Annotated in this window: 14 protein-coding genes and 1 riboswitch; of the genes, 9 read left to right on the forward strand and 5 right to left on the reverse strand. The window is 72.0% G+C overall.

All coding sequences use genetic code 11. The annotated features are described in order from the left end of the window. The first annotated feature begins 105 nt into the window (after positions 1-105). The 4 genes from IOD14_RS10175 (at position 106) to IOD14_RS10190 (ending at position 4916) form a co-directional block, all read left to right on the forward strand. Positions 106-1497, forward strand: a complete 1392-nt coding sequence (locus IOD14_RS10175; RefSeq protein WP_123992921.1) for a pitrilysin family protein — start codon at positions 106-108, stop codon at positions 1495-1497. Continuing rightward, positions 1494-2882, forward strand: a complete 1389-nt coding sequence (locus IOD14_RS10180; protein ID WP_123992067.1) for a pitrilysin family protein — start codon at positions 1494-1496, stop codon at positions 2880-2882. The genes IOD14_RS10175 and IOD14_RS10180 overlap by 4 nt, the downstream gene beginning before the upstream one ends. Positions 2883-3091: 209 nt before the next feature. Beyond that, positions 3092-3256: riboswitch (cyclic di-AMP (ydaO/yuaA leader) on the forward strand. A gap of 13 nt (positions 3257-3269) precedes the next feature. Beyond that, a complete protein-coding gene (locus IOD14_RS10185; RefSeq protein WP_123992068.1) occupies positions 3270-4031 on the forward strand; it encodes a M23 family metallopeptidase in 762 nt (253 codons plus the stop codon). A gap of 189 nt (positions 4032-4220) precedes the next feature. After that, the gene (locus IOD14_RS10190; RefSeq protein ID WP_123992069.1) at positions 4221-4916 is read left to right on the forward strand and encodes a GntR family transcriptional regulator; all 696 of its coding nucleotides are present in this window, start codon (positions 4221-4223) and stop codon (positions 4914-4916) included. A gap of 127 nt (positions 4917-5043) precedes the next feature. On the opposite strand, the gene IOD14_RS10195 is transcribed toward IOD14_RS10190, so the two are convergent. Then, entirely contained in the window at positions 5044-5325 is a 282-nt protein-coding gene (locus IOD14_RS10195) for an HPr family phosphocarrier protein (RefSeq protein ID WP_069767459.1), read from the reverse strand. A gap of 198 nt (positions 5326-5523) precedes the next feature. On the opposite strand from IOD14_RS10195, the gene IOD14_RS10200 reads away from it, so the two are divergent. From IOD14_RS10200 to IOD14_RS10215, 4 genes are read left to right on the forward strand one after another with little or no spacing between them, the layout of a single operon-like run. Then, positions 5524-8358: a bifunctional GNAT family N-acetyltransferase/acetate--CoA ligase family protein gene (locus IOD14_RS10200; protein WP_123992070.1), complete on the forward strand. Its 2835-nt coding sequence runs from the start codon at positions 5524-5526 to the stop codon at positions 8356-8358. 42 nt (positions 8359-8400) lie between these two features. After that, the gene (locus IOD14_RS10205; protein WP_123992071.1) at positions 8401-8997 is read left to right on the forward strand and encodes a DUF5998 family protein; all 597 of its coding nucleotides are present in this window, start codon (positions 8401-8403) and stop codon (positions 8995-8997) included. After that, on the forward strand, positions 8997-10193 hold the full coding sequence (locus tag IOD14_RS10210) for a nucleotide pyrophosphatase/phosphodiesterase family protein (protein ID WP_123992072.1): 1197 nt from the start codon (positions 8997-8999) through the stop codon (positions 10191-10193). Before IOD14_RS10205 ends, IOD14_RS10210 begins: the two co-directional genes overlap by 1 nt. A gap of 49 nt (positions 10194-10242) precedes the next feature. Beyond that, positions 10243-10902: a thymidine kinase gene (locus tag IOD14_RS10215; RefSeq protein WP_212670089.1), complete on the forward strand. Its 660-nt coding sequence runs from the start codon at positions 10243-10245 to the stop codon at positions 10900-10902. 70 nt (positions 10903-10972) lie between these two features. Here IOD14_RS10215 and IOD14_RS10220 read toward each other — a convergent pair whose 3' ends face one another. Beyond that, positions 10973-11764, reverse strand: a complete 792-nt coding sequence (locus IOD14_RS10220) for a VOC family protein (protein ID WP_174269253.1) — start codon at positions 11762-11764, stop codon at positions 10973-10975. Positions 11765-12061: 297 nt separating this feature from the next. On the opposite strand from IOD14_RS10220, the gene IOD14_RS10225 reads away from it, so the two are divergent. Continuing rightward, entirely contained in the window at positions 12062-12919 is an 858-nt protein-coding gene (locus IOD14_RS10225; RefSeq protein WP_123992075.1) for a sulfurtransferase, read from the forward strand. Between the two features lie 56 nt (positions 12920-12975). On the opposite strand, the gene sepH is transcribed toward IOD14_RS10225, so the two are convergent. The 3 genes from sepH to IOD14_RS10240 form a co-directional block, all read right to left on the reverse strand. Then, a complete protein-coding gene (gene sepH, locus IOD14_RS10230) occupies positions 12976-14010 on the reverse strand; it encodes a septation protein SepH (protein WP_123992076.1) in 1035 nt (344 codons plus the stop codon). A 431-nt stretch (positions 14011-14441) separates the two neighbouring features. Further along, positions 14442-15761, reverse strand: coding sequence for a D-arabinono-1,4-lactone oxidase (locus IOD14_RS10235; RefSeq protein ID WP_212670090.1), 1320 nt, complete (start codon positions 15759-15761; stop codon positions 14442-14444). Further along, positions 15721-16959, reverse strand: a complete 1239-nt coding sequence (locus tag IOD14_RS10240) for an MFS transporter (protein ID WP_123992078.1) — start codon at positions 16957-16959, stop codon at positions 15721-15723. Before IOD14_RS10240 ends, IOD14_RS10235 begins: the two co-directional genes overlap by 41 nt. Positions 16960-17029 lie beyond the last annotated feature (70 nt).

Genomic DNA, 17029 nt, shown 5'->3' on the forward strand with positions numbered 1-17029 from the left:
CCGAGGGTCCGCACGCTTGCATACAGTGGCAGGACCGGCAGGAAAACAGCTCCACGAACCGCGGTTTCCACGACCGCGACCGCGATCGAAGGGACGTACATGCCCATGGGTCACACGGCCACAGACCAGGCAGGCACCGGGGGCCTGACAGCGACCGAGCACCGCCTGGCCAACGGCCTGCGCGTGGTGCTCTCCGAGGACCACCTGACCCCGGTCGCGGCGGTGTGCCTCTGGTACGACGTCGGTTCGCGCCACGAGGTCAAGGGGCGTACCGGCCTGGCTCACCTCTTCGAGCACCTGATGTTCCAGGGCTCGAAGCAGGTGCACGGCAACGGGCACTTCGAGCTCGTCCAGGGCGCGGGCGGTTCGCTCAACGGCACGACCAGCTTCGAGCGCACCAACTACTTCGAGACCATGCCGACCCACCAGCTGGAGCTCGCCCTCTGGCTGGAGGCCGACCGCATGGGCTCGCTGCTGGCCGCCCTCGACGACGAGTCGATGGAGAACCAGCGCGACGTCGTCAAGAACGAGCGCAGGCAGCGCTACGACAACGTCCCCTACGGCACCGCGTTCGAGAAGCTCACCGCGCTCGCCTACCCGGAGGGCCACCCCTACCACCACACCCCGATCGGTTCGATGGCCGACCTGGACGCGGCCACCCTGGAGGACGCACGCGCGTTCTTCCGCACGTACTACGCGCCCAACAACGCCGTCCTGTCGGTGGTCGGCGACATCGACCCGGAGCGGACGCTCGCCTGGGTCGAGAAGTACTTCGGTTCCATCCCTTCGCACGACGGCAAGCCCGCGCCCCGCGACGGCTCCCTGCCCGAGATCATCGGGGAGCAGCTGCGCGAGGTCGTCGAGGAGGAGGTCCCTGCGCGCGCGTTGATGGCCGCCTACCGGCTGCCGCACGACGGCACGCGTGAGGCCGACGCGGCCGACCTCGCCCTCACCGTCCTCGGTGGCGGCGAGTCCTCCCGCCTCTACAACCGGCTCGTACGGCGCGACCGTACGGCCGTCGCGGCCGGCTTCGGCCTGCTGCGGCTGGCCGGTGCGCCCTCCCTGGGCTGGCTCGACGTGAAGACCTCCGGTGACGTCGAGGTGCCGGTCATCGAGGCCGCCATCGACGAGGAGCTCGCCCGGTTCGCCGAGGAGGGCCCGACCGCCGAGGAAATGGAGCGCGCCCAGGCCCAGTTGGAGCGCGAGTGGCTGGACCGGCTCGGCACCGTCGCCGGCCGTGCCGACGAACTGTGCCGCTACGCCGTCCTGTTCGGCGACCCCCAGCTCGCCCTGAGCGCCGTGCAGCGCGTCCTGGAGGTGAGCGCCGAGGAGGTCCGGGCGGTCGCCCAGGCCAAGCTGCGCCCCGACAACCGCGCGGTGCTCGTCTACGAACCCACCGCCCCGGGCGAGATCGCCCAGAGCGCCGAGGACGCGGACGCCCCGCAGTCCGCGGCCACCGTGGAAGCCACCGACGACAACGAGGAGGCGGCCAAGTGAGCGAGCTCGCCGCGATGGAGTTCCACCCGCAGCCGCAGGCGGGCGAGCCCAAGGTCTGGGCCTTCCCCGCCCCCGAGCGCGGGGCGCTCGACAACGGCCTCACCGTTCTGCGCTGCCACCGCCCCGGCCAGCAGGTCGTCGCCGTCGAGGTGCTCCTGGACGCCCCCCTGGAGGCCGAGCCGGCCGGACTGGACGGCGTGGCCACGATCATGGCGCGCGCCTTCTCCGAGGGCACCGACAAGCACTCCGCCGAGGAGTTCGCCGCCGAGCTGGAGCGCTGCGGCGCCACCCTCGACGCGCACGCCGACCACCCGGGCGTCCGGCTCAGCCTCGAAGTGCCGGCCTCCCGGCTCGCCAAGGCGCTCGGTCTGCTGGCCGACGCGCTCAGGGCGCCCGCGTTCGCGGACAGCGAGGTCGAGCGGCTCGTCAACAACCGCCTGGACGAGATCCCGCACGAGCTGGCCAACCCGTCCCGCCGCGCCGCCAAGGAGCTCTCCCGGGAGCTGTTCCCGGCGGACTCGCGCATGTCGCGTCCGCGCCAGGGCACCGAGGAGACGGTCGAGAACATCGACTCCGCGGCCGTGCGCGGCTTCTACGAGAAGCACGTGCGCCCCGCCACCGCGACCGCCGTGGTCGTCGGCGACCTCACCGGCATCGACCTGGACGCGCTGCTCGCCGACACCCTCGGCTCCTGGACGGGGTCCACGGCCCAGCCGCGCCCCGTGCCGCCGGTGACCGCCGACGACACCGGCCGGGTCGTCATCGTGGACCGTCCCGGCGCCGTCCAGACGCAGCTGCTGATCGGCCGCATCGGCGCCGACCGGCACGCACGCGTGTGGCCCGCGCAGGTGCTCGGCACGTACTGCCTCGGCGGCACCCTCACCTCCCGTCTGGACCGCGTCCTGCGCGAGGAGAAGGGCTACACCTACGGCGTACGGTCGTTCGGCCAGGTCCTCAGGTCCGCCCCGGACGGCTCGGGCGCCGCGATGCTCGCCATCAGCGGCTCGGTCGACACCCCCAACACCGGTCCCGCCCTGGACGATCTGTGGAAGGTGCTGCGCACGCTCGCCGAGGGCGGTCTCACCGACGCCGAGCGCGATGTCGCCGTGCAGAACCTCGTCGGGGTGGCGCCGCTCAAGTACGAGACCGCGGCGGCCGTCGCGAGCACGCTGGCCGACCAGGTCGAGCAGCACCTGCCCGACGACTACCAGGCGACCCTGTACCAGCAGCTCGCCGCGACCGGCACCGTCGAGGCCACCGCCGCCGTCGTGAACGCCTTCCCGGTGGACCGGCTGGTGACCGTCCTGGTCGGCGACGCGGCCGCCATCAAGGAGCCCGTCGAGGCCCTCGGCATCGGCGAGGTCAAGGTCGTGACGGCCGAGTAGCGGCACCCGACCTCAGGGGCCCTGGTGACGGAAGCGTCACCAGGGCCCCTTCGTCACCCGAGTTCGTCAGATGTCCGAATTGGGCAGGAGGTTGCCTGTCTGCCCTGTGGGATGCGCTACAAAAGCCCTGATCGGTTTGGGGATTGAAAGTGGCCCCGCTTAGCGTCCTCTGGGCTGTCCGTCAGGCACTGCGCCGCGCCCGCGGCACCGGGCAGTCATCGCCGAGTCCCCGCATGGCGCGAGCCAGGGGAGCCGGGGACCCACACCAAGAGTCCCTGGGGTGAATCGGACGCCCGCGCACCGCGAGGGGGTCCGTAGGAGACCTTCCTGCTCCGAACCCGTCAGCTAACCCGGTAGGCGAGAAGGAAGGAAAGGATCAGCCACTACATGGCGTTCACCTGCGCCACCGGGAAGCACCGTCGTCCCAGCCGCATGAAGCGCACCACCGCCCGCGCGGCGGGCGTCGCGGCCCTCGCCACCACCGGCGTCATCGGCACCATCGCCGCTCCGGCCCTCGCGGCCGACAACTCCGTCAGCTCCGTGGAACAGACCGGCCTCATGCCCGTCGTCAGCGCCGGTGACTCGCTCGCCGAGCAGATCGACGCCCAGGCCGTCGCCCAGGAGCGGGCCGCCGCGCAGAAGAAGGCGGCCGAGGAGGCCAGGCGCAAGGCCGAGGCGCGGGCCAAGGAGATCCGCGAGGCCAAGGAGCGCGCCGCCCGCGAGGCCGAGCGCAAGCGCCTCAACGCCTTCGTCGCCCCGATCTCCGGCTCCTACATCTCCACCGGCTACAAGAGCGGCGGCTCCCTGTGGTCGTCCGGCAGCCACACCGGTGTCGACTTCCACGCCGCGAGCGGCACCTCGGTCCACGCGGTCGGCCGCGGCACGGTCGTGGAGGCCGGCTGGGGCGGGTCGTACGGCAACAACATCGTGATCAGGATGGCCGACGGCACGTACACCCAGTACGGCCACCTGTCGTCCATCGGCGTCTCGGTCGGCCAGTCGGTCACCCCCGGCCAGCAGATCGGCGTCTCCGGCGCGACCGGCAACGTCACCGGCCCGCACCTGCACTTCGAGGCGCGCACCACGCCCGAGTACGGCTCGGACATCGACCCTGTCGCCTACCTGCGTTCGCACGGCGTGAACCTCTGACGGTCCCACCGCGCGATCTTTGCGAGACCCCGGCTCCCCGAGCCGGGGTTTCGTCGTTTCCACGGCCCTGTTGTCCAAAAAATATCCCCGGATTCCGGTCCGGCGTCGGAAATTCCCGCTCATTGCAATAGAGTCACTGAACACACGTCAATCGGCGACGTTTCACGGGGATTAAGACGGAGGTCGGACATGCGTATTCCGGCGCACTCGGTATGCACGGCGATCCGGGACGACATCGTCGCCGGTGTCTACGAGCGCGGCAGCCGGCTCACCGAGGAACTCCTCGCCCGCCGCTACGGCGTCTCCCGCGTCCCCGTCCGCGAGGCCCTGCGGACGCTGGAGGCCGAGGGCTTCGTGGTGACGCGGCGGCACGCGGGCGCGTGCGTGGCCGAACCGACCGAGCAGGAGGGCGCCGACCTCCTGGAGATGCGCATGCTCCTGGAACCGCTCGGTGCCTCCCGGGCCGCCCAGCGGCGCACCGAGGCCCATCTGAAGGTGCTGCGCGGCCTGGTCCGGCTGGGCCAGGAGCGGGCCAGGCGGGGCAACAGCGACGATCTGCGCTCGTTGGGGGGCTGGTTCCACGAGACGCTCGCGCAGGCCGCCGGCAGCCCCGCCCTGACCTCGATGCTGACCCAGCTGCGGCACAAGATCGCCTGGATGTACGCGGTGGACGCGCCGGCCGACCCCGTGGAGTCCTGGGCGGAGCACGGCGCGATCGTGGACGCGGTGGCCCGCGGCGACGGAGAGCGCGCGCGGGCGATCACGGCGCTGCACACCGAACGCTCGGGCGCGGTGCACCGGCTCCGATTCGTCGCCGGGCCGGACCGCGCGGACCGTGTGAGGACCTCGCAACATCCTGTAAACGTGACGGGTGTGCGGCATTAACACGGGCGCCGTATACAAAGAGGAGTAATTCGCGGGGCGGTATTTCTGCTGCCCATTCAAAGGGAAAAGCGAAGGGCCCGCCCGATAATTCGGACGAGCCCTCCGGTGCTTTTCAGGGCACCCGTTCTCAGACGGTCTCGGGAAGCTCCTCGAGCCCCTCGGCGACCAGCTTCGCGAGCCGGTCGAGGGCCACGTCCGCGCCCTCGGCGTCGGAGGCGAGGACGATCTCCTCGCCGCCCTGTGCGCCCAGGCCGAGCACGGCCAGCATGGAGGCCGCGTTGACGGGGTTGCCGTCGGCCTTGGCGATCGTCACCGGGATACCTGCGGCCGTGGCGGCCCGGACGAAGATGGAAGCGGGGCGGGCGTGGAGGCCCTCGGCCCAGCCGACGTTGACGCGGCGCTCAGCCATGTGATGCTGCCCTTCGGTGTTCAGGGTTGTCTAGACCAGTTTCCCACACGTGAAGCGTCTCCGGACAGGACCCGAAGTCCCGTCCGGGGTGAGTGGTCGGACCGCGGCCTCGGCCCGACTTCCGTCCTTGTGCCCTCTTGCGCGTTCTCCACAGACTGCCTCGCGCCGTTGTCGTACGCGAGCCGTACTCTGGGGCCCATGCAGAGCGCGTCGGACCGGCACGAGTACCCCGCCCACTGGGAGGCCGACGTGGTGCTGCGCGACGGCGGCACCGCGCGCATCAGGCCCATCACCGTCGACGACGCCGATCGCCTGGTCAGCTTCTACGAGCAGGTGTCGGACGAGTCGAAGTACTACCGCTTCTTCGCGCCCTACCCACGACTGTCCGCCAAGGACGTCCACCGCTTCACGCACCACGACTTTGTGGACCGGGTGGGACTCGCCGCCACGGTCGGAGGCGAGTTCATCGCCACCGTACGCTACGACCGCATCGGCGCCGACGGCATGCCCGCCTCCGCCCCCGCCGACGAGGCCGAGGTCGCCTTCCTCGTGCAGGACGCCCACCAGGGGCGCGGCGTGGCCTCTGCCCTCCTCGAACACATCGGGGCCGTCGCCCGCGAGCGCGGCATCAGGCGCTTCGCCGCCGAGGTGCTGCCCGCCAACGTCAAGATGATCAAGGTGTTCACCGACGCCGGGTACACCCAGAAGCGCAGCTTCGAGGACGGCGTCGTACGCCTGGAGTTCGACCTGGAGCCCACCGACCGCTCGCTCGCCGTGCAGTACGCGCGCGAGCAGCGTGCCGAGTCGCGGTCCGTGCAGCGGCTGCTCACCCCCGGCTCCGTCGCCGTCGTAGGAGTGGGCCGCACCCCGGGCGGGGTGGGCCGCAGCGTGCTCGGCAACATCAGGGACTACGGCTTCGGCGGCCGTCTGTACGCCGTGAACAAGGCGTTCCCCGAGGAGCAGAAGGAGCTCGACGGGATCCCGGCGCACCGCTCGGTGCGCGACATCGACGGCCCCGTCGACCTCGCGGTCGTCGCCGTGCCGGCCGAGCAGGTCCCCGAGGTCGTCGCCGAGTGCGGGGCCCACGGAGTGCAGGGACTCGTCGTGCTCTCCGCCGGGTACGCCGAGAGCGGCCCCGAAGGACGCGAGCGCCAGCGCGAACTCGTGCGGCACGCGCGCGCGTACGGCATGCGGATCATCGGCCCGAACGCCTTCGGCATCATCAACACCAACCCCGACGTCCGGCTCAACGCCTCCCTGGCCCCCGAGACCCCCCGCCCCGGCAGGATCGGCCTGTTCGCCCAGTCCGGCGCCATCGGCATCGCCCTGCTCTCCCGGCTGCACCGGCGCGGCGGCGGCGTCACCGGCGTGACCGGCGTCTCCACCTTCGTCTCCTCCGGCAACCGCGCGGACGTCTCCGGCAACGACGTCCTGCAGTACTGGTACGACGACCCGGACACCGACGTCGTCCTCATGTATCTGGAGTCCATCGGCAACCCCCGCAAGTTCACCCGCCTCGCCCGGCGCACGGCCGCCGCGAAACCGCTGGTCGTCGTGCAGGGCTCGGGCACCACCCCGCAGGGCCACGCCGTCCGCGCCACGCGCCTGCCGCACGCCACGGTGTCCGCACTGCTCCGGCAGGCCGGAGTCATCCGCGTGGACACCATCACCGAACTCGTGGACACCGGCCTGCTGCTCGCCCGCCAGCCGCTGCCCACCGGTCCCAAGGTCGCGATCCTCGGCAACTCCGAGTCGCTCGGTCTGCTCACCTACGACGCGTGCGTCGCCGAGGGGCTGCGGCCGTCGACCCCGCTGGACCTGACCACGTCGGCCGCGCCGGAGGACTTCCACGCGGCCCTCGCGCGGGCGCTCGCCGACGACTCCTACGACGCGGTGATCGTGACGGCCATCCCGGCGGTCGGCGAGGGAACCGTCGGCGACGCCGCCCTCGCCGAGGCGCTCAGTTCCGCGGCGAAGCAGGTTCCCGGCAAGCCCGTCCTCGTGGTCCATGTCGAGCTCGGCGGGCTCGCGGAGGCTCTGTCGGCGGCGGCCAGCACCGCGCCCCAGGCCGCCGCGGGACCGCCGAAGATCCGTGCCGACCACCCGTTCCGCGCCCTGGACCGGCTGCGCGCCACGCCGGCCCCCGCCGAACCGCCCGCCCCCGGCGACGACCGCCTCATCCCCGCCTACCCCGCCGCCGAGCGCGCGGTGCGCGCCCTGGCCGACGTCGTCCAGTACGCCCAGTGGCGCCGGGAGGCCGCCGAGCCGGGCAGGGTGCCCGAGTACGAGAACATCGACGAGAAGGGCGCCGCCGCCCTGATCGACGGACTGCTCACGCGCGGGCAGGGCCTGACCCTGGGCGCCGAGGAGACCTGCGAGCTGCTCGGCACGTACGGCATCGAGGTCCACCGCGCCCTGCCCGCCGCCACCGCCGACGCCGCGGTCCGGGCCGCCGCGACCCTCGGCTACCCGGTCGCCCTCAAGGCCACCGCCCCGCACCTGCGCCACCGCGCCGACCTCGGCGGCGTACGCCTGGATCTCGCGGACGAGGAGCAGCTGCGGCGGGCGTACACCGAGCTGACCGAGCTGTTCGGCACCCCCGACGAACTGCGGCCCGTGGTGCAGCGGATGGCCCCGCGCGGGGTGGACACCGTAATCCGGGCCGTCATCGACCCCGCCGCCGGTGCCGTGCTGTCCTTCGGACTGGCCGGGGCCGCCTCACAGCTGCTCGGCGACACCGCGCACCGGCTGATTCCGGTCACCGACCGGGAGGCGACGAGCCTCGTCCGCTCGATCCGGACGGCACCGCTCCTCTTCGGCTGGCGCGGTTCCACCCCGGTCGACACACCGGCCCTGGAGGAACTCCTGCTGCGGGTGTCCCGGCTGGTCGACGACCATCCCGAGGTCGTCGCGGTCACCCTGGAGCCGGTCGTCGTCGCCCAGCGCGGCCTGAGCGTCCTCGGCGCCTCCGTACGGCTCGCGCCGCCGCCCGCCCGCGACGACCTCGGCCCGCGCACGCTTCCCGCGTACTGAGCGGCCGCGAGCGGTGCCTCGCAGTCAGTGGTCCACCGTAGGATGGACGTCATGGCCAAGACCAGTACGACGACCCAGGGGCTGCGTGCGGCGATCGAGCGCAGCGGCTACTACCCGGCCCTCGTGGCCGAGGCGGTGGAGGCCGCTGTGGGCGGCGAGCCCATCCGGTCGTACCTGGTCCATCAGGAGACGACGTTCGACCAGAACGAGGTGCGGCGGCACGTCACCGTGCTCGTCCTCACCGGCAACCGCTTCATCGTGAGCCACACCGACGAGCAGAACGCGGACACCACGTCCCCGACGCCGTACGCCACCACGTCGACGGAGTCCGTGAAGCTCGGCCGGATCTCGTCGGTCGTGGTCAGCAGGGTCGTCGCGAACCCCGAGCAGTACCAGCCCGGCACCCTGCCCCGCGAGGTCGTGCTGACCATCGGCTGGGGCGCCGTCTCCCGCATCGACCTGGAGCCCGCCGCCTGCGGCGACCCCAACTGCGAGGCGGACCACGGCTACACCGGCAACTCCACGGCGGACGACCTCAGCCTGCGCGTCAGCGAGGCGGGGGACGGCCCGGACACCGTGCGCCAGGCCCTCGCCTTCGCACAGGCCATCTCCGAGGCGACCGCGGACGTCACCCGCTGATGGCACAGCCCGCAGCCTGGGATCACCCCGAACCCCTCGCCCTCGACACCGCGCCCGTCCCCGAGTACGGCACCGGCTCCCTCGCCGACCTGCTGCCCACCCTCGCCGCCGGCATGGCCGTACCGGACATGACCGCCACGATCCAGGAGCTCACGCCCGCCGACCGGAACTGCGTGTTCCTGATCGACGGCCTGGGCTGGGAGCAGCTGAAGGCGCACCCGGACGAGGCGCCCTTCATGACCTCCCTGCTGGCCGGCTCGCGCGGCGGCACCGGCCGCCCCCTGACCGCCGGGTACCCGGCGACCACCGCGACCTCCCTCGCCTCCGTCGGCACCGGCCGCCCGCCCGGCGCGCACGGCCTGCCCGGCTACACCGTGCGCAATCCGGCCACCGGCGAGCTGATGAACCAGCTGCGCTGGCAGCCGTGGACCAAGCCGGGGGCCTGGCAGCCGTACCCCACCGTCTTCCAACTCGCCCACCAGGCCGGGGTGCACGCGGCCCAGGTCTCCTCGCCCACCTTCCAGAACACCCCGCTGACCAAGGTCGCGCTCAGCGGCGGGACGTTCCACGGACGGCTGTCCGGCGAGGAGCGGGTGGATCTCGCGGCCGAGCAACTGGCCGCCGGTGACCGCTCGTTGGTCTACACGTACTACGCCGAGGTCGACGGCGCCGGCCACCGCTTCGGCGTCGACTCCGACACCTGGCGCGGCCAACTGATGTACGTCGACCGTCTGGTCCAGCGCCTCGCCGAGCAACTGCCGTCGCGCAGCGCGCTGTACGTCACCGCCGACCACGGCATGATCGACATCCCGTTCGACGAGCAGCACCGCATCGACTTCGACGAGGACTGGGAACTGCGCGCCGGGGTCGCCCTGTTGGGCGGCGAGGGCCGCGCCCGCCATGTCTACGCGGTGCCGGGCGCCGCGGGGGACGTCCTGACCTGCTGGCGCGAGGTGCTCGGTGAGCAGTTCTGGGTCGCATCCCGGGACGAGGCCATCGCGGCCGGCTGGTTCGGGCCGCCGGACCAGTTCGACGAGCGGGTCTACGACCGCCTCGGCGACGTGATCGCCGCCGCCCGCGACGACGTGCTGCTCATCGCCTCCGAGCGGGAGCCGAAGGAGTCGGCGATGGTCGGCAACCACGGTTCGATGACCCCCGCCGAGCAACTCGTCCCGCTGCTCGAAGTACGCTCCTGAAGCCCACCCGGCCCCCTGCCCGCACGAACCGAAAGGCGCTCGACCTCCCATGCCCGAGCTGGTGTTCTTCTCCGGAACGATGGACTGCGGGAAGTCCACGCTGGCTCTCCAGATCGAGCACAACCGTTCGGCGCGTGGCCTGACGGGCATCATCTTCACCCGGGACGACCGGGCCGGCGAGGGCAAGCTCTCCTCGCGGCTCGGCCTGGTCACGGACGCGGTCGAGGTCGAGGACGGCCAGGACCTGTACGCGTACCTCGTCGACCACCTCTCCCGGGGCGGCCGCGCGGACTACGTGATCGCGGACGAGGCGCAGTTCCTCGCGCCGGAGCAGATCGACCAACTCGCCCGCGTCGTCGACGACCTGGACCTCGACGTGTACGCCTTCGGCATCACCACCGACTTCCGCTCCAAGCTGTTCCCCGGCTCCCAGCGCCTGGTGGAGCTGGCCGACCGGGTCGAGGTCCTCCAGGTCGAGGCCCTGTGCTGGTGCGGCGCCCGGGCCACGCACAACGCCCGCACGGTGGGCGGCGAGATGGTCGTCGAGGGCGCCCAGGTGGTCGTCGGCGACGTCAACCAGGCCGACGACATCGGCTACGAGGTCCTGTGCCGCCGGCACCACCGCCGCCGCATGACCGCGGGTACGGCCCGAGCGGCCGCGCTGTCCCCGGACGTCCTGCCCGTCCCGTCGGCCGAGGCGCGCTTCTAGGCGGAATCGACGACCGCGCGCCGACGCCCTGGTCTCACGCTAAAGACGCGAAAGGCGCGAAAGACGCGCCTCAGTGCGGATTCTCGATCAACGAGAACCGGGCCCCCTCCGGATCCGCCACCGTCGCCACCCTGCCGTGCGGGCTGTCGTGCGGCGGGCGCAGGACGTGGCCGCCGAGGTCCACCAGGAGGCGGGTCGCAGCGTCGGCGTCGGCGACCTCGAAGTACGTCATCCAGTGCGGCCCCCGGTCGCGGGGGAGGTCGTGGCCGACGCCGTGGAGACCGGCCACCGGGCGGCCGCCGACGTGGAGGGTGATGTAGTCGAAGTCGGCGGAGACCACCCGTTCCCCCTCGCAGCCGAACACCGTCTCGTAGAACTTGATGACGCTCACCGTCTCGAAGGTGAGCAGCTCGTGCCAGGCGGGAGTGCCCGGTACGCCCGCGACGGAGGTGCCGAGGTGGGCGGCCGCCTGCCACACGCCGAAGACGGCGCCGGACGGATCCGAGCCGATCACCAGCCGCCCGGCGTCCCCGGCGTCCAGCGGCCCCACCCCCACCGTGCCGCCGCACAGCCGTACCGTCTCGGCCGTCAGGTCGATGTCGTCCGAGGCGAGGTAGGGCGTCCAGGCGATCGGCAGATGGCGGTCGGGCGGCAGCTGGCCGATCCCGGCGACCTCCTGTCCGTCGAGCAGCGCGCGGACGTACGGACCGAGCTGCTGCGGCCCCGGCACGAACTCCCAGCCGAACAGCGATCCGTAGAACTCCTGGGTCGCGGCCATCCCGTGCACCATCAGACTCACCCAGCAGGGTGCACCGGGCGTGTGCCGAGAGGGCGGGGCGGCCGACCCCCTTGCCTCGGTCATCGTCACTCTCTCCTCGGCCTCTCGCGTTGGCCGTGTCGTGTCCGCTGTCCGGACCTCCGTGCCGATGCTCGCACCGCCCGCGGTGCCGCGCGCTCCGGGCGCGCCGCCGCACGGCCTCCCGTGCCGGGAGAGTGCCTGCCGCACGGCTGCCTGAGCGTTGCCACGCGATGGCCGGCGGATGTCGATCGGCAGTACAGCATGTGCCCGTTCCCGTACGCCTGGTGATCGGGCCTGTCCGGCGGAGCACAGTAGCCGGACATGGACGACGCGGCCACCCCGTGCGCAAGGATGGTGGGCATGAACGCCATCATCTCCGCATCCGAACTCGCGAGTGACCTGGCGGGCCCGAACCCGCCCGTCCTGCTCGACGTCCGCTGGCAGCTGAGCGTGGCCAAGGCGGCCGGTGAGCCGCCCTTCGACGGCCGCGCCGAGTACGCGGCCGGGCACCTCCCGGGAGCCGTCTACGTCGACCTGGACCGGGAGTTGGCCGGCCGGGCCGGCTCCGCCGGCAGGCACCCGTTGCCCGACCTCGCGGAGTTCGGTGCCGCGATGCGCAGGGCGGGTGTCTCCGCCCGGCGGCCGGTGGTCGTGTACGACGGCGGACAGGGCTGGGCGGCCGCCCGCGCGTGGTGGCTGCTGCGCTGGACGGGTCACCCGGACGTGAGGGTTCTCGACGGCGGGTTGACGTCCTGGCAGGGGCCGCTGCAGTCCTCCGTGCCGGGTCCCGCCCTCGCCGAGGGCGACTTCGAGCCGGTGCCCGCGACGGCCGGTCTGCTCGACGCCGACGCGGCCGCGGCGCTGGCCCGTGCGGGGGTTCTCCTGGACGCGCGGGCGGGGGAGCGGTATCGCGGTGAGGTGGAGCCGATCGACCGCGTCGGCGGCCACATCCCGGGCGCCCGCTCCGCGCCCACCACGGACAACGTCGGCCCGGACGGCCGGTTCCTGCCCGCGGAGGAGCTGCACGCCCGCTTCAAGGCCCTGGGCGCCACCGAGGACGCCGAGGTCGGTGTCTACTGCGGCTCCGGCGTCTCGGGCGCCCACGAGGTCCTGGCGCTGGCGGTGGCGGGCATCCCGGCCGCGCTGTATGTCGGTTCCTGGTCGGAGTGGTCCTCCGACCCCGAGCGCCCGGTCGCGGTGGGCCCGGATCCGCAGTAGGCGCACGGCAGAAGGGCCCGCCTCGGACAGAGGCGGGCCCTTCTGCGCTCAACGGACTACTCCTGCTTCTTGCGCCGCGTCCCGAACACGATCTCGTCCCAGCTCGGGACCGCCGCCCTGCGGCCCGGGCGGACGCCGTCCGCCTCGGCCTGGCGGTCGGTCGCGCCGATGAGGCGGTCGCGGTGGCTGGCCACCGAACGCGGCATGAGGACATCCGCGTAGGCGGAACCGGCCGAGGCCGCGGGAGCCGGCGGCTCCTCCGCCTCGGGCTCCTCCTCGAGGGCGGGAGGTTCCTCGATGCTCGCCGTCTCGGACGGCCGCTCCGGTACGACCATGTCGCCCCGGAAGCTCGGTACGGCCTCCAACAGGCTGGTCAGCGAGTCCCGTTCGGCGACGGTCTCCTCGCCGGGCTCGGCCGGGGGCAGGCTCGGTCGGTCCAGGGCGCGGTCCAGCGGACGGTCGCGCGGCAGCCGCGCGATACGCGGCACGAACGGGAAGCTGGGCTCCGGCGACCCGAGGTCCTCGGACTCGCCGATCAGCGAGCGGGCCTCCTCGTCGACGGCCTGCACGAGCCGCCGGGGCGGGTCGTAGGTCCAGCTCGCCGAGTGCGGTTCGCCCGCGACGCAGTAGACCAGCAGCACCTCCCAGGTGCCGTCGTCACGGCGCCAGGAGTCCCACTGGACGGTGTCCTTCTCGGCGCCGCGCAGCAACAGCCGCTCCTGCACGGCCTCGCCGAGCTGCGGTCCGGCGTTCTCGCCGGGCCTGCGCACCGGGGTCTTGCGGGCTCGTTCGGCCATGAAGGCGCGCTCGGCGAGCACGGGGCCCTCGAAGCGCCGTACACGGTCTACGGGGATACCTGCGAGCTGGGCTACCTCTTCCGCGGTGGCACCCGCGCGTATACGCGCCTGGATGTCGCGGGGACGGAGATGGCTTTCGACCTCGATCTCGATCTGACCGAGGCGGGGACGGTCGCCGCGCACCGCTGCGCGCAGCCGCTCGTCGATCGGAAGCGTGTACTCCGTTGAGTCGGCAGCCTTCAGCACCAGCCGTGTGCCGTCATTGGAGACGGCCACGACACGCAGTTCGGGCATGGGGACCTCCCGGGTGGTGCCTGCCGACGTCACGTGCGTCGCTGCTTCCGCTAGTCGAGTGTGGCCTGCCCGGGTGCAGCCTGCCACAACCTTGCCGAGTTGCCCGGCGTGTCGGGCACGGGCCCTGGATCGCCGTTATGGCACGGTTACTTATTCGCAACGCTAAGTGACCAACTCCGTCACCCTGTGCAACTAGCCCCCTCCCGGCCGCCCTTGAAGGCCACGGACGCCCTGGCGGGAGACCGGACCCAGGGCTCGCAACAGTACTCCATTTGGGCCACGTGCGTGGATTGGCGCGCCACTCAACTTCGTTCAAGAAACGCCGTCCGGCCGTTCGTTGAGCGGTTTTCGCGATCTTGGACGTGGTGCACTTCACGGAATCACCAGAAACGGAACTATTGGCTTCGCGCGTACGTCCGTCGAACGTCGCGTTACGCCCCCAGCACCCGTCGCACGTAGTCGTTCTGGAACAGCCGCTCGGGATCGAGGCGGTCCCGGAGCGCGGTGAACTCGCCGAAGCGCGGGTAGACCCCGGCGAAGTACTCGGCGTCGCGCGTGTGGATCTTCCCCCAGTGCGGGCGTCCCTCGTGCGCCGTGAAGATCCGCTCCGCGGCCGTGAAGTACGCCTGGTACGGCGTCCCCCTGACCATGTGGACGGCGATGTACGCACTGTCGCGGCCCGAGGCGGTGGACAGCGTGATGTCGTCGGAGGGCGCGGTGCGCACCTCCACGGGGAAGCTGACCCGGAGACCCGAGCGGTCGACCATCGTCTTCAGCTCGCGCAGCGTCTCGATCACGGCCTCGCGCGGGACGGCGTACTCCATCTCCACGAAGCGCACCCGGCGCGGCGATGTGAAGACCTTGTACGGGATGTCCGTGTACGTCCGCGCGGACAGTGCCTTGCTGGAGATCCGGGCGATCGAGGGGATCGTGCCCGGCGCCGCGCGGCCCACCCACTGCGCCACCTGGAAGACCCCGTTGGAGAGGAACTCGTCCTCGAACCAGCCCTGGAGCTGCGGCACCGGCTTCTCGGGGCCCGCGCTGCGGTTGTTGCGCTTGGTGTTGGTGCTGCCGGTGTGCGGGAACCAGTAGAACTCGAAGTGCTCGTTCTCGGCCCAGAGTTCGTCGAAGTCGCGGGCGACCCTGTCGAAGCTCATCGGCTCCTCGCGGGCCGTCAGCAGGAAGATCGGCTCGACGGCGAACGTGATCGCGGTGACGATGCCCAGTGCCCCCAGGCCGATCCGCGCGGCCGCGAAGACCTCCGGGTTCTCCTTCTCCGAGCAGCTGAGCACCGAACCGTCGGCAGTGACCAGCTCAAGGCCCCTGATCTGGGCGGCTATCGACCCCGACTCGCGGCCCGTGCCGTGGGTTCCGGTGCTGGTGGCCCCGGAGACCGTCTGCTCCATGATGTCGCCCATGTTGGTGAGCGACAGTCCCTCGCGCGCCAGAGCCATGTTGAGTCGCTTGAGCGGGGTGCCGGCCTCCACCGTGACCGTCATGGCGTCCCGGTCGATGTTGCGTATGCCGGTCAACAGTTGAGGACGGATCAACACACCGTCGGTCGCGGCGATCGACGTGAAGGAGTGGCCGGTGCCGACGGCCTTCACCTTCAGACCGTCCTCGGCCGCCTTCCGCACGGCAGCCGTCAGCTCGTCGACCGAGGCGGGCGTGACCTCCCGCGCGGGACGCGCGGAAACATTGCCGCCCCAGTTACGCCACGTGCCGTTCTTCGCGCTCGCTGCCGTGCTCAACGCTGCCTCCCCGACGTGGAGCCGGCCTCTTGAGCCGGCGGTACCCCAGGAAACCGACCGCGACCGCGACGGCCCCGGACACCGCCGGAACCCCGTACCCGGCGCGCGCACCGGCCGCGTCGATCACCCAGCCGGCCGCGGAGGAGCCGAGCGCGACCCCGACCGCGAGCCCGGTACTGATCCAGGTCATTCCCTCGGTCAGCTGTGCGCGTGGTACGTGCTGCTCGATCAGGGACATCGTCGTGATCATCGTGGGAGCGATGGACAGACCCGCTACGAACAGCGCCACGGCCAGAAACGGCAAGTTTCCGACCAGTAGGAGGGGGATCATACTCACGGCCATGGCGCATATGCCCAGCAGCCAGCGAGGTTCGGGCCGCCCCCCGAAGTGCAAAAGCCCGAAGACGAGGCCTGCGACGCAGGAGCCCGCCGCATAGAGGGCGAGCACCAGGCTCGCGGCCCCCTTGTGGCCCTGCTCGTCGGCGAAGGCCACGGTGACCACGTCCACCGCCCCGAAGATCGCCCCCGTGGCCACGAAGGTGAGCACCAGGACCTGCAGACCCGGTGCGCGCAGTGCCGTGCGGCCACCGTCGTGCTCACGCGGGTGCGGGGCCGGCTCGGTGGCCCGCTGCGCGGTCAGCCAGAAGACACCGACCGCCAGGAAGCAGGCGGCGAGCAGCGGACCCGCCTCCGGGAACCAGACCGTGGACAGCCCGATGGAGATGATCGGCCCGAAGATGAAGCAGACCTCGTCGACCACCGACTCGAAGGAGTAGGCGGTGTGCAACTGAGGCGTGCCGCGGTACAGGGCCGCCCACCGGGCGCGGATCATCGCGCCGAGGCTCGGCACCGAGCCGATGCCCACGGCGCACACGAACAGCACCCAGTCCGGCCAGCCGAAGTGCGCGGCCAGCAGCATCCCGGCGGAGGCCACCAGCGCGACCAGCGTCGCCGGGCGCAGCACCCGCCGCTGGCCGTGCAGGTCCACCAGCCGGGAGACCTGCGGTCCGATCGCCGCGGCGGCCAGCGCGATGGTGGCCGACAGCGAGCCCGCCAGCCCGTACCGGCCGGTGAGCTGGGAGATCATCGTGACCACGCCGATGCCCATCATGGACAGCGGCATCCGGCCCACGAAGCCCGCGGCGGCGAAGCCCTTGGAGCCGGGGGCGGCGAACAGGGCGCGGTAGGGGCTGGGCACAGGGGTCTCCGGTCGGCCGGCGAGCAGCGGCTCGTGCAGCGGTAAGGCGCGAATACGCCTGATACAGCTT

Source organism: Streptomyces sp. A2-16 (genome assembly GCF_018128905.1).
Classification (GTDB): Bacteria; Actinomycetota; Actinomycetes; order Streptomycetales; family Streptomycetaceae; genus Streptomyces.

Bases quoted from the DNA above. Each gene is read 5' to 3' on its own strand.
- IOD14_RS10175 (WP_123992921.1), top strand. From the start codon at position 106: ATGGGTCACACGGCCACAGACCAGGCAGGCACCGGGGGCCTGACAGCG.
- IOD14_RS10185 (WP_123992068.1), top strand. From the start codon at position 3,270: ATGGCGTTCACCTGCGCCACCGGGAAGCACCGTCGTCCCAGCCGCATG.
- IOD14_RS10190 (WP_123992069.1), top strand. From the start codon at position 4,221: ATGCGTATTCCGGCGCACTCGGTATGCACGGCGATCCGGGACGACATC.
- IOD14_RS10195 (WP_069767459.1), bottom strand. From the start codon at position 5,325: ATGGCTGAGCGCCGCGTCAACGTCGGCTGGGCCGAGGGCCTCCACGCC.
- IOD14_RS10200 (WP_123992070.1), top strand. From the start codon at position 5,524: ATGCAGAGCGCGTCGGACCGGCACGAGTACCCCGCCCACTGGGAGGCC.
- IOD14_RS10205 (WP_123992071.1), top strand. From the start codon at position 8,401: ATGGACGTCATGGCCAAGACCAGTACGACGACCCAGGGGCTGCGTGCG.
- IOD14_RS10210 (WP_123992072.1), top strand. From the start codon at position 8,997: ATGGCACAGCCCGCAGCCTGGGATCACCCCGAACCCCTCGCCCTCGAC.
- IOD14_RS10215 (WP_212670089.1), top strand. From the start codon at position 10,243: ATGCCCGAGCTGGTGTTCTTCTCCGGAACGATGGACTGCGGGAAGTCC.
- IOD14_RS10220 (WP_174269253.1), bottom strand. From the start codon at position 11,764: ATGACCGAGGCAAGGGGGTCGGCCGCCCCGCCCTCTCGGCACACGCCC.
- IOD14_RS10225 (WP_123992075.1), top strand. From the start codon at position 12,062: ATGAACGCCATCATCTCCGCATCCGAACTCGCGAGTGACCTGGCGGGC.
- sepH (WP_123992076.1), bottom strand. From the start codon at position 14,010: ATGCCCGAACTGCGTGTCGTGGCCGTCTCCAATGACGGCACACGGCTG.